12 protein-coding genes, 1 pseudogene and 1 riboswitch are annotated in these 12,406 nt (G+C 35.2%); of the genes and pseudogenes, 5 read left to right on the top strand and 8 right to left on the bottom strand.

Annotation, left to right across the window (positions count from 1 at the left end; genetic code table 11):
* Positions 1-24: 24 nt before the first annotated feature.
* From ICI50_RS00205 to ICI50_RS00180, 6 genes and pseudogenes are all read right to left on the bottom strand, one after another.
* Positions 25-1,383: an Ig-like domain-containing protein gene (locus ICI50_RS00205; RefSeq protein WP_188891727.1), complete on the bottom strand. Its 1,359-nt coding sequence runs from the start codon at positions 1,381-1,383 to the stop codon at positions 25-27.
* A gap of 141 nt (positions 1,384-1,524) precedes the next feature.
* Entirely contained in the window at positions 1,525-2,511 is a 987-nt protein-coding gene (locus ICI50_RS00200) for a C69 family dipeptidase (RefSeq protein ID WP_244040393.1), read from the bottom strand.
* A gap of 346 nt (positions 2,512-2,857) precedes the next feature.
* A complete protein-coding gene (locus tag ICI50_RS00195) occupies positions 2,858-4,420 on the bottom strand; it encodes an RNA-guided endonuclease TnpB family protein (protein ID WP_244964963.1) in 1,563 nt (520 codons plus the stop codon).
* Positions 4,374-5,024: an IS607-like element ISLhe9 family transposase gene (locus tag ICI50_RS00190; RefSeq protein ID WP_023062122.1), complete on the bottom strand. Its 651-nt coding sequence runs from the start codon at positions 5,022-5,024 to the stop codon at positions 4,374-4,376. The genes ICI50_RS00195 and ICI50_RS00190 overlap by 47 nt, the downstream gene beginning before the upstream one ends.
* An 88-nt stretch (positions 5,025-5,112) precedes the next feature.
* Positions 5,113-5,529 (bottom strand): annotated as a pseudogene (locus ICI50_RS00185) (C69 family dipeptidase); the annotation flags it as partial.
* A 45-nt stretch (positions 5,530-5,574) separates the two neighbouring features.
* Complete coding sequence (locus ICI50_RS00180) at positions 5,575-6,198, bottom strand: hypothetical protein (RefSeq protein WP_013854895.1); 624 nt, start codon at positions 6,196-6,198, stop codon at positions 5,575-5,577.
* A gap of 223 nt (positions 6,199-6,421) precedes the next feature.
* Between ICI50_RS00180 and ICI50_RS00175 the strand changes: the two genes are divergently transcribed.
* The 3 genes from ICI50_RS00175 to eno all read left to right on the top strand — a co-directional run bounded on the left by ICI50_RS00175 (position 6,422) and on the right by eno (position 8,658).
* On the top strand, positions 6,422-6,820 hold the full coding sequence (locus tag ICI50_RS00175) for a hypothetical protein (protein WP_188891725.1): 399 nt from the start codon (positions 6,422-6,424) through the stop codon (positions 6,818-6,820).
* Positions 6,807-7,142, top strand: coding sequence for a hypothetical protein (locus ICI50_RS00170; protein ID WP_188891724.1), 336 nt, complete (start codon positions 6,807-6,809; stop codon positions 7,140-7,142). The genes ICI50_RS00175 and ICI50_RS00170 overlap by 14 nt, the downstream gene beginning before the upstream one ends.
* Before the next feature lie 96 nt (positions 7,143-7,238).
* Positions 7,239-7,299: riboswitch (Fluoride riboswitch) on the top strand.
* Between the two features lie 72 nt (positions 7,300-7,371).
* The gene (gene eno / locus ICI50_RS00165) at positions 7,372-8,658 is read left to right on the top strand and encodes a phosphopyruvate hydratase (RefSeq protein ID WP_013854899.1); all 1,287 of its coding nucleotides are present in this window, start codon (positions 7,372-7,374) and stop codon (positions 8,656-8,658) included.
* Between the two features lie 632 nt (positions 8,659-9,290).
* Here eno and ICI50_RS00160 read toward each other — a convergent pair.
* Positions 9,291-10,013, bottom strand: a complete 723-nt coding sequence (locus ICI50_RS00160) for a hypothetical protein (RefSeq protein ID WP_054640304.1) — start codon at positions 10,011-10,013, stop codon at positions 9,291-9,293.
* A gap of 58 nt (positions 10,014-10,071) precedes the next feature.
* Here ICI50_RS00160 and ICI50_RS00155 point away from each other — a divergent pair, with 58 nt between their 5' ends.
* Positions 10,072-10,398 (top strand): hypothetical protein, encoded by a 327-nt coding sequence (locus ICI50_RS00155; protein ID WP_025084273.1) that lies wholly within the window; start codon positions 10,072-10,074, stop codon positions 10,396-10,398.
* Positions 10,399-11,044: 646 nt separating this feature from the next.
* Here the strand turns inward: ICI50_RS00155 and ICI50_RS00150 are convergent.
* Positions 11,045-12,025, bottom strand: coding sequence for an IS30 family transposase (locus tag ICI50_RS00150; RefSeq protein WP_188891723.1), 981 nt, complete (start codon positions 12,023-12,025; stop codon positions 11,045-11,047).
* Positions 12,026-12,210: 185 nt separating this feature from the next.
* Here ICI50_RS00150 and ICI50_RS00145 point away from each other — a divergent pair, with 185 nt between their 5' ends.
* A complete protein-coding gene (locus ICI50_RS00145; protein WP_188891721.1) occupies positions 12,211-12,399 on the top strand; it encodes a hypothetical protein in 189 nt (62 codons plus the stop codon).
* The last annotated feature ends 7 nt before the right edge of the window (positions 12,400-12,406 follow it).

The raw sequence follows: 12,406 nt of genomic DNA, 5'->3' as shown, positions 1-12,406 counted from the left end.
ACTGAATTTCCTGCCCAAATATACCTATTTGATTGATTTCTTCCAAAGAATACTTCCAACAAATAAAATGCCCAAGCCTGCTACACTAAGAATTATTAATTTAGTCTCTCCAGTTTTAGGCAAATGATCTACACGACGATGCGTATCGTCTTTAGAATCATGGTAATTTGCTTTAGCAAGCGTCTCACTAGGCGCGTCTTTTTCAATCGGGTCAGAATTAGCTGTCTTAGCTACTTTAATGGTTGAATTTTTAGCATTATGTGTATTCTTATCAAAGCCGGTCAATCCCTTAGATCCCTTAGGATTAACTTGTTCTGCCGTCTTCGTATTGATAGTTGGTGTGTATGTGTCTGCGACAGTTTTAACTTGAGGCTTTGAATCCTTTTCTTTTTCTCGTTTGCCAAAAATTAACTCGATTAAGTTCGATAAGGCTTTAATTACTCGCTCTGATCGGTATTTACGCGTCCCTTCCACGTTTTCTTTTTCTTCTATTCCCTGCCGATCATTAGTAATCGTACCTTCATAAATATCTTTTCTAGCTGGTTGATTATTCGCAAGCTGATAAGTTAGTAAGAATTGATTGGAATGTTTAAGTGCTTTTTTATCAAGGATATTAGTTTGGAGATATACCGTGATTGCTTTACCAGAATAATTTTTACTGTTAAAACGAATTGCTACTCCATTGTTTTTATATTGGACATCGGATTGATCTAGATTTACCAACTTGCCATCGGCCAGCACCTTAAGTTGTGCGTCAAATTCCATCCCTTCAGGAAGCTCTGTAGCCAGAATCAATGAATTAACGAATTCTTTTTGATCCGGATTTAATTTGATTTCCCAGGCAATAGAATCGCCAGTCATATTTAAGCGCCCATTAAATTCTGCAAGCAGCTTATTCTCAGGCCGTGGTGCAAGCATTAATTTTGCTTCCCTCTTACCTGCTTGAAGCACTAATTCTTGTTTTTGCGGTGTTAAGTTATGAACTTGAGCATAAAAATCCAACTTGCCAGAAACGTCTTTCAGCTTTTCCACATTATCATTGAATTTAACCAAAACTTGATGACTTTTAACCGTATATGTTCCTACTTTCACCTCCTTTATAATAAGATCCTTTTCTTGCTCAATCGCTTCTAAGTCAGCCTTTTTAGCACGCGACTGCCAAGAGATCGTCATTGTATCGCCGCTTTTGAATTTGTGCCGTCCATCATTAAATTCAGCGGTGATCGTTAGCAATTGATTATTCTGCAAAAGTTGATCGGATTGCTCAATGTAGATTTTAGTAAAATTGTCGCTGCGATCTACTGCATCCGCCAGCACTGTCTTAAGCCCTGCATTTAAAAATAATACAGTCAAAAATGCTAAACCAGCTAAGAATCTCTTCATTCTTCTTTCCTTTCTTATTTTCAAATTGTTAATCAGAATTTTACGGAAAAAGAAATAAGAAAAACAGAATTTTGACAAAATAAAAATGCACTTCATCGCTTTTGTTTTTTCGACTAGCGACAAAAATGCATTTTTGCTTCATTAATAATTTAATCTAATTTGTAAAGCTCCTGTTTCAACGCACTCGCCAAAGCATTTCATTGCTTTATCGTACGTAGATTTAGCGATTTGGTTATTAGCTGTTTGGAGTTTCTCCTGTAATTGCTTGCCATCCAGGTCTTGAACAGCCTTATCTGTTTCTAACAAGATGTGACGACCTGCAGCCAACGTACTTTGCTTCATCGCTTCAATAGAGGCATTGTAACGGAAGGGATGCTCATCGACAATTGTAGCAATAACATGAGTTAACCAATACATATCTTGGATGCTGAAATGCTCATGCGTATCGCGGTAAGCTGCTGGCGTGTCAAGCACGTTCGTGTAATATGGCGCACTACCATTGAAGGCATTTGGTCCCAACGACAGCCATTGCACACCAGCAATTTTAGCTGGAACATCATTTCTAATTTGTAAAATAGACAATTCTTGATTACGTTGGAAACCAATTGGACGAAAGGCATGATGATCAGCGTCTGTACCTTCTTGACCATATGGATCATACTTGGTGTGTTGATAACGTGAAGATAAAGCATACTTGAAATCTTCAATAGTTAATAGATGCTCTGGCTTTTTAGCAAATGGTAGTTCAAGATCATCAGGCTCATGCTCTTCACTTGGATTGAAAAGCTTCTGAATATACCATTGCCGCGGGATATTGTATTCATAATCTGAATCATCATGACTACCGAAGATATGACGGAAATTGTATGGATTGCCAGTACCATCAATATCTAGATGGTAATTCTTGATCATCTTTTCCAAGTCGGCTGAAGCCATCGTATCATCGCTATCAAAGTCAAAATCGGTAATGCTAAACCAGTTTGGTGCTGCAACATAGCAATCATCCGGCACTCTTTGAGCTGCCCAGTGGTGTCCACCAATCGTTTCCATATACCAGACTTCATCTTTGTCAGAGAAGGCGACGCCGTTAGATTCATAGGTGCCATATTTTTCTAAATATTTGCCCAATAGTTTCACGCCGAATTATAAAACCTAATAAAAACTAATATTCCTAATAGCTTTTATCATGTCTCACTCACCCTAGCTTTTGCTAGAGCGATTTTTTTAAGCGTTAAGCTCTGTGGGTACGGTTGAACGCGGCGCGGTTAATATTTCTATTACCCTATTAATAGGGACTGGCTTTGATCTGCCCCACATGAAGGTTCTTCGATTCTTGTTTTTCTTTAGCCTAGGAACATTCCCTAGCTCTAAGAATGGACTTAAAGTCCTTTGCGACATGTCCTCAGCTTAGCTGATAAAAGGAGAGGCATTCCGCCTTTCGCTTTGTGGCAGTCGACTTATTTAATAATTCTTCTTAACTGGCAATTCTTTGATCAAGAATTGCTTTTACTTTTTTATATGGCGTATAAAGCGTAATTTCTTTATCTGTGGCTCTTGCTAGGATATTCTTTGATGCAGCGATATTACAGTCCATTTCTCCACAATTAGGACATAAGGTCTTTTCATTGTGCTTGCCAAATCTTACGATAAAGTGCCGTCCGCAATTTGGACAATATTGGGAAGTGTAGGCTGGGTTAACGTCTTTAAAGTCAATGCCATATTGCTGGCAATAATACTCTAAACGTTCATTTAATACTCCTTTAGTCCATGAGGAAAGATTGCGTCTAACTTGGCGTTCATATTTACTGCCTTTCTTAGCTATTTTTTCCTTAGTAAAGGTCAAATCTTCTTTAACAATCAAACTTGGTGTTTCCAGCTTAATCATTGTTTTAATTGCATGGTTAATTTTGCTTTCAAGACAAGCATGATAAGATGCGTGGCGCTTATCTTTGCGCTTATGACCAATATTATTAGCGTTCAACTTGTTTAATTGCCTAGTTAATTGCTTTTTCTTGATAATTTGTTTAGGTATATTGGCGTTTTTTAGCTGATTAAGCTTTTTCTTTAATTGATAGCGATAACCGTAATAAGGATTGCGTCTAGCTAAGTATTGGCTTTCCTGTTCAATTTCAGGTCTAGTAAACTGGCTAAAACCTTTGCCATATTCACGACCACTACTGCAAGAAACCAGCGTGGCAAGCCCTTTATCAATACCGAGTTTAGTGCCTGCTTGATATTCTTTCTTTTGTCTAACTTTAATTACCTTATGAATTTCAATCCGCTTTTTATCGCGATCTAAGATAATTTGTAAATTGCCATTTAAACGATAATGCCATGGACTTGTCAGCTTTAAACTAAATCTCTTTCTTGATACATGCGATGAAATGGCAAGCTCTTCTAGCTGATCGCCGGTAAACTTGTACATGCTTTCATCATAAGTCATAGATTTATTTAAGCTATGATGCTTTCGAGGAGTATATTTATAGCGTCTAGTTAATCTGCTTAAATATGAATAAGCATGTTTTCTTTGTTTAGGCGTAACAGCTTCTTCTAATTCTGCTAGGTGCTTTTGCAATCCGTGAGACAAATCTAAAAGTACTGCTTGATTGTTGGTTAAGGCATAATACCACAACTCTCTAATGGAAAGCAGATAGTAGATCAAGTGTCTTTCATCTTTATCTATTGCCTCATTTGCTTGCACGACTCTACGAATTTGGTTAGCTAAATTACTCCACATCGAATTGATGTTGGCACAAGCATCGCTTAATGCGTAACACCAATGTTTATCTAAGAAATTGTATTTGGCTACATACTTTTTGTTTTGCTTAGAGCCTTTAATTTGATCACGTAATTTGCGATACTGCTTAACATCAAGCATATGACTGATGCCACAATATTGATTTAGAAACATATTGCGACATTTGCCATAATTTATAAAAAGCTGATCTAATTTAGTATAAGTATCTTCATCAAGCTTAAGCGAGTATGCTCTAACGGTCTTTGAATAGCTCTTGATTGGTTTTGATGATCTTTTCATTATGATGGCTTCTCTTTCCATAAAGCTTAGCAGAATAAACAGTAATAACTGAAAGCACATCGTCTACTAGCTCTTCATTAGAGCTTTCGGCTTTGGTTTGATTAATAACTGTTATTTCAACATCGTTTTCTTGGCATATGTCTTCAATTAATTCAAAACCAAATCTAACTAAACGATCCTGATAATTGACTACTACTTGACTGCATTGCTGGGTGCAGATCAGATGAATCAGCTCTTTTAAGCCTTTTTTGTGATAATTAAGCCCTGAACCAATATCAGAAATAATTTTAAACGGCTTGCCTTGCATTTCACAGAAATTAGTAACTACTGCTATTTGACGCTTTAAATCGTTTTTTTGTCCGGCAGAAGAGACACGACAATAGCCAATTATCAATTTATCTTTGGATACTGGCTTGGCAGGCTTTTTCCCTGCTAGTGCATCATCCAGCATTTGCGGGGTATATCTTCTTTGATTTCCAGCAGTTCTGATTGGCTTAATAATTCCTTTTCTTTCCCACAGCCTTAGAGTAGGAATTGCGATATTTAAATATTTAGAAGCTTGTCCGATAGATAAATACTTGGGTAATTGTTTATTGGATGCCATAAAAAAACTCCTCAACTTTCGTTAAGGAGATTATATCACTTATTGACATAAATTAACAGATAATATCATTTTTTAGTATTTATCTTGTTAACTGCTGATAACCCTCACGAGCAGAATAAATATAAGGCAAAACAATTGTGACAAAGTCTTCTTCACCAATGCCCTTTTTATTCATCGAATCGACGCCTAAAATGCGTGAATTAGTCGTGCTGGTTTCGGTAGCAGACATAGCAACGTTGGCGGCGTTGATGCCAGCTTCGCCCCACCAGCCCATTTTTTTCACGGTTGCTTCCAGTTCAGGCATTGCGGTGTAACGCATTGGATTATCGGGCAGATCCACCTTGCATTTTGAAGTTACTGATTGATAATCCTTAGGTTGCTGATCAGGCGTAACAACGATGAAACGCTTAGGGTTAAAGGCATGACCATAATCTTCGTTTCTGGCAATTAAAGTTGAACCGTCAGCCGTAGCTTTTTTACCGGCTAAAATTGTTGTACATGGCATTAATTTATCCTCCTAATTTTTTCTTTAGCTCTATTGTAACGTTTTTTAATTAAAACCATGCGCTGTAATTTCATAGGCAGACTTAGTCAAAGTGAACAGCAAATACTCTCTAGCATCATTAATCGTAATTTGATCCTTGTATCTGACCCAGTAGATTAACGTGTTGACAATGTCATTAGCTTCACGATAGGACAAGAAGTGAAAGAGGACTGGCTTGCTTTGAAGCATCTTTTCCTGTTGATAAATTTTGAAGTAATAAATGAACAAATGTGATAAACGTGTGGATAATATTTCCACCATTTTATTCCGCAACAGTGGGTCGCCATTATTGGATACTAAAATAACAATATCCTCGGAATTCTTGGCAAAGAAGTCTAATGTACTAGTAATATTATCACGTAATAGACGATCAACATCTTTTTTAGATGGCGAATGTTTCAATTCATACCATACTTTTAGATCTTCGCTAACCGCTTTTTTAAAATCAGCAATTAGTGACTCTTCAACGTCGTCTAATATCTCTTTTCTATTCGCATAATACTTATAAAAAGTCGCTGGTGCCACTTCTGCACAGTTAATCACATCTAAGTCTTTCAACTCATACAGGGGTTTAAGAGTTAAAGCTTTAATCAGACCATGTTTAAGTCGATTATTTGTGTCATATGTCATATTTTTCCTCTTCCCTAATAGTTTATCGATTATTATAAACTTATAAATTGAATATTGCTATTCATTTTTGAATAAAAAAGTTCTGACTAAAACACCAATATTAATTATTTAGCTAAGCCGTTCAAACTACCATAAATTCAATAACAAAGCTACCTTTCTGGTGCTATCATGCTTTTATCAGAACAAATTAGCTTCTGGTATTTTTCAGAAAAGAGGCAATATGATGAGTAGAAAAAATAATTTGATCAACATTAAACCATGCTATTCAAATACTACTGCCCGCTCTTTTATTCCTCAGGGAAGTGCTAATTCTTCCTCGCAACAGCATAATTTAATTCCCAAGTTATCCACTTTTACAATTGAACATACTATTGACAAGCTAGCTAACCTAGCTAAGACTTATAAGTTTAGCTCAGCAGGAGCTCAAGCTGTTTGGTTTTTAACGCAAAGTCCAGATTTAACCACAGAAGTTTTGCACAATAACGCGGATGTCATTAAGCATCTTGCTTTTAAAATTAATCAACAGGTGGATAACTCAAAGCCGATTTCATTTAAGGAGGAAAAATCAGAAGAAATCTATCAAGTGGGCAGGAATAATTGCGGCAAGAGTGGCAAAGAATAGGAAACTTGCTAAGCAATTAAATCAACGCAAGATTTACTTATTCTTCTCTAAATCTAGCATGAAAAAGCATAGAAAGAACAAGGCTTTCGTTTTTCTTAATCCTACATTTAAAGACATTATCGGTTACCAAACTAGCTATGATACATCTAACTCTGTCTACTACACTGTTAACAAGAAAACAGGAAACTTTAAATGCGTAAGCAAGTCAGATAAAAAATCTACCACTCTTCCTGGTTATGGCTTTAGCGTCCACAAGATTACCGCTAAAGATAGAGCTTACAGCAGAAGAACTCTTCAAGCAATATATCTCTTCATAACCTAACTGTTGCACTTAAATTGACAATTCAGGCCTTTATTTTTTATAGTAATACCCAAAAAAGTTTTACAAAAATTAAAAAAGCGGTATACTAAAAGTGTCAAATGAATAGGCGATGACGTTCGCCATTAAATGAGCAAAATCTAATGACGTCTACTATTTACCTACACAATTAGTGTGTATTGATAGTAGGCGTTTTTAATTTTGCTCTTTTTTGCTTTAGGAGGTAAAAATTATGACAGTTTATATTGAACAAGTTAGAGCGATGGAAATTTTTGATTCTCGTGGCAATCCAACTGTAGAAGTTCATGCATATTTATCTGATGGTACGGTTGCCAAGGCAGAAGTTCCATCAGGTGCTTCAACTGGTGAAAAAGAAGCAGTTGAATTACGTGATGGTGGCTCTCACTTAAGTGGGAAAGGTGTTACCAAGGCTGTCGCAAATGTTAATGGTGCAATTAACGATGCTTTAAAGGGTATGAGTCCTTATAATCAAGCTAAAATTGACCGTACGATGATCGAATTGGATGGTACACCTAACAAAGCTAAATTAGGTGCTAATGCCATCTTAGGTGTATCAATGGCTGTAGCTCGTGTCGCTGCCCATTCAAAACATGAACCACTATATCGTTACCTTGGTGGTTGCGACTTAGAATTACCACAAACCTTCCATAACGTTATTAACGGTGGTAAGCATGCTGACAATGGTATCGATATCCAAGAATTCATGATTACTCCTGTTAAAAAGACTAGCTTTAGAGATGGTTTTGAAAAGATTGTTAATACTTACCATACCTTGAAGAAAGTTATTGAAGAAGCAGGCTTTGAAACTGGCTTAGGTGATGAAGGTGGTTTTGCTCCTAACTTAAAGAGTTCAGAAGAAGCCCTTAAGATGCTTCATGAAGCTATTGAAAAAGCCGGGTACAAACCAGGTGAAGATATTGCTATTGCTTTTGACGCAGCTGCCTCATCCTTCTATAACAAAGAAGATGGCAAGTACCACTTTGAAGGTCATGTATGGGATGGCGATCAAATGCTTGATTACTACGACAAGCTTTTGAAGGAATTCCCAGAAATTATTTCCGCTGAAGATCCATTTGATGAAAATGACTGGAACAACTTTGAGAAGTTTACTGCAAGATTTGGTAAGAACATTCAAGTTGTTGCTGATGATAACGTATGTACTAATCCAAAGCTTGTACGTAAGGCAATTAAGGATAAGCTTTGCAACGCTGTTTTGATTAAGGTAAACCAAATTGGTACTATTACTGAAACTCTTGAAACTATCCGTTTAGCTAGAAAGAACAACTTCACTACAATGGTTTCTCACCGTTCAGGTGAAACTGGTGACACCTTCATTGCTGACTTCACTGTAGCTACTAATGCTGCCGAACTTAAGTCGGGTGCTCCAGCTCGTTCAGAACGTGTTGAAAAGTACAATCGTTTGCTTGAAATCGAAAATGAAATCGGCGTTGAAGATGAACGCTTAGCCCACTTTCCAAATAATATAGATATGGACTAATTAATAAAACATCAAAAAAACTCGAACACAAAGAAAGGATTATCTCCGAGACTGAAGATAATCCTTTTTATATCCCTCAAACACACAAAAAATCAAGCCTAAAGCCTGCTCTTACGCCATTTTGACACTCTCTAAAATACTAAATTTACTCAATAAAAACTTATTGTGTGTTTCTATGTGTTTGTTTCACTTAATTTCATTTTATTTCTTTATATTTCAAACCATTTCATTCCAGTTTAAAACAAAGAAAAAACCTACCAAATCAACATTTTAAGAAGTGATTTGATAGGCTTTAATTAAATATGAGCATAAATATATGCTGACTAGAAGCAGAGAACCCTAAATTAACAAACTGTATTATAACGAAGATTTTTAACCTCCATGTAAGAATACTGTGGTAAATATTGTGGTAAAAGATTAATTTCTTGCATAAAAAGTCAAATAAACATGATATTATTTCTTTATCAAATAAGAACTAGTAAAAAATTATGAGAACAGAATTTCCAAAAAAACATTTTTTATTACTTATTTAATAAATTTTTATTTAGCAAATTTATAAAACATCAGGAAATCAATTTCACAATATATCACTTGATATAATTTTAAAAAAATATATGATATATAAAACTTAACTAGTTTCTATACCAGCAAGTTTTAGGCCAGTTTTTATGTGCTCTACCGCCTTTCCAACTTGAACAATTATGTACACCGTGACCTTTAGTATTAAGTCCATCACACTTTACATTGCGTCCATACATATTACAATTATATTTTGGTGCATGGTAATCACAGTCACTACCAATGAAATCTACCCAAGAACGTGGATCACTATGTTTCCAATATTTATGATCAGAATGTTTACCATTAAATCTATTACAATGTACATGAGTACCTACAGATACATGTTGACCATTTCTTTGACCAGCATATGCTTCTTGTCCATAAATAAACAGTGGTGAACCATTAGGAATGTTCTCTAACGCATTTCCTGCATCCATTTTTGCTAAAGCAAGATTAAAATTAACTACTTTTACATTAGCAGAATGACCCGGTAATTGTACAAGTGAAGCTTCTAATAGATTATTTTCTAACTCTGGAGAATTGGAATAAACTTTTGTAAGAATTAAGTATCCATCCTTAACTTTCATACTAATAGTGTTATCATTAGCTACTATATCTTTTATAGTAGCCAATGTATCAGCAGGCACTTTATTATAATTATAAGTAGCTACAGTTTCAACCGTAGTATCTTCATCAGCCAATACAGTAGTAGTGAAACCTTTTAAAGTAAAAAGGAAAATTACAAATGTGAAAAGAAAAAGACTAATTGAAAATTTAATTTGCTTAATATGCATGATTCATTCCTAATTTATGAGAGTATTATAATACATTTATTAAAAAGGAGTAAGTCTTATGGTTAAAAAATATGTAATATTTATAATTGCTCTATTTTCTTTATTATTAATAAGTTTTTTCTGTAAAACAATATACACAGAATATAACCTTAAAAAAATCACACAAACACAAATTCGAGAAAATGAATTTACATCTAATAAAAAAACTTTAGTTTATTTAAAACGAATAAATAAACCAAAAATTGATATTGTCAGTGACAATCAAGGATCCGGTAATACTCTATATTACGTTGAAAAAATTAATGATAATTATTTCGATGTAACATATATAAAAAGTAATGGAAAAATAAAACTTAAATCTATCTTCATTCAGAAAGGGCAATAAGCTCTTTCTAAATGAAAATCCGAAAAAACAGTTATTACTAAAACATATCAATCAACACAAAGATGTACTACTTTTGGTTATGTTAACACTGGTCAAGAAAAGGTTACTTTGCATAGCAATTATAATAAATATATTTGCTATAAGTGTGGTTGCACAAATAATCGTGATAATAAAACTATATTAAGTAATTTGGCTTTAGCTAATTAAAGAGTTATGTAACGGGATTGACTGAGCCTTTAAACCGTTAGAGTTGGTCAATATGATTACTTTTAAATAGGAATATTAGTGAGATCAGCAGTAAATAAAACAAAGAAAGTGTCTGAAGAAATAACTCAGGCACTTTTATTAAAAAAATATTGGTCCTTACTCAAAATAACTTACATTCATAAAAATAATACTGATAAACCAAGGTTACTTGCTACAAATATTTTTACTTAGTATACTCTTCTAGCCATTTTTCATATTGTTGAACATACCATTTTTCATAGGGTCTATTATTGGCCGAAACTGTCAAATCTTTTGTGTAAATAAATCTTTCTCGTAGATTGATTTTTTTAATTCCTGAATTGTCAATTTAAGTGCAACAGTTAGGTTATGAAGAGATATATTGCTTGAAGAGTTCTTCTGCTGTGTGATATTGGAGGATTCAGCGATGTTTGTGGTTAATGGCATTAGTTGCCTGTTGAACATATGCAGCTGTCTTATCTTTCATGCTTTTGCCTTTAGGGAAGAATTGATGCAGAAGACCGTTGCAGTTTTCATTTGTGCCTCTTTCCCAAGGTGAATATGGATGAGCAAAGTAGATCTGACAGTTCTTGATTTTAGTCATATCTGCAAACTCAGAGCCGTTATCAAAAGTAATAGTCTTGAACCAATCAGGATGCTGGTCTATTCCTTTTTGAAGCAGTCTTTGACAAGTACTTGTTCGATAATCTGGTATTTTGATGACAACCTCAAAACGAGTAGTTCTTTCTGTCAGAGTCATCAAAGCAGGTTGATTTTTACGTCTAACGCCTTTAACCAAATCTCCTTCCCAGTGAAGAGGAGTTGCCCTGTCTTCAACTTCTTTAGGCCACTGCTCAATTGAATTGCCAAGATTCTTTTTGTGTAAAGCATGCCCACCATGACTATGATGCCGTTTGTTTCTGCGTCTTTTAAGCTTCATTGGCAGATCAATATTGCTTATATCTAGCAAACCGCGATCAATATAGCGATAAACGGTAGGCGTGCTGGGGCAGGGATAGCCTGGCATCGTCTGCTTGAACTCACCCACAAACTCATCAATGCTGGTAGCATCAAATTTAGCTTTAAACCGCTTAGACAGCATTCTCAGAAAAACAGCATAATGTTTTAACGGATCACGCTTATAGCAGTTCTTGCGTCGCTTATCATGATAGATCTGCGCAGTATCGGCATAGTAATGCTCATAGAGCAGATAGTTATGATCTCTTTGCAGGACGCTGCCACGTCTGATTTCACGGCTAATTGTCGATTTGTGACAGCCAACTTCTCGAGCAATAGCGGAACAGGAAGTTATGCCTGAATCAAGCAGAGCTTGTATTTGTCCTCGTTGTTCACTATTTAATTGATGATAATGTCTAGAGATGCTAGAATTTGAATTGGTCATGAAGATTCACCTTCCTTGATTTTTGGTCACTTCAAGTTTAGGTCTTCATGGCCTTTTTGTTTAACACTTAGCGTTGCACTTCAATTTTAAATCCGGGAAATGGAATTAACAACTCAAAAACAACTATTAAAAAACTTACTTGGATTCTTACTGCCTTATTGGAATTTCAGCAAAAAGACAAGATAATGATCAGCAACAATCTCAAACAAATTGACATTATGGCATATTTTGAAAAATGGCTTGATCAAATAAAATCAGGCTCTCCCCTTATTAAGCGGCTAATGAACGAATTACGCTCAGACCTTAGTCTTGACCAAGCAAACAAAAAAGAACTGGAACAAGTCATGCTAATCGGACTCATTTCAGTTCTTTAGATCAAAA

Origin of the sequence: Lactobacillus kefiranofaciens (assembly GCF_014656585.1) — a bacterium.
Taxonomy (GTDB): Bacteria; Bacillota; Bacilli; order Lactobacillales; family Lactobacillaceae; genus Lactobacillus; species Lactobacillus kefiranofaciens.
This window is presented reverse-complemented; position numbering and strand designations above follow the sequence as displayed.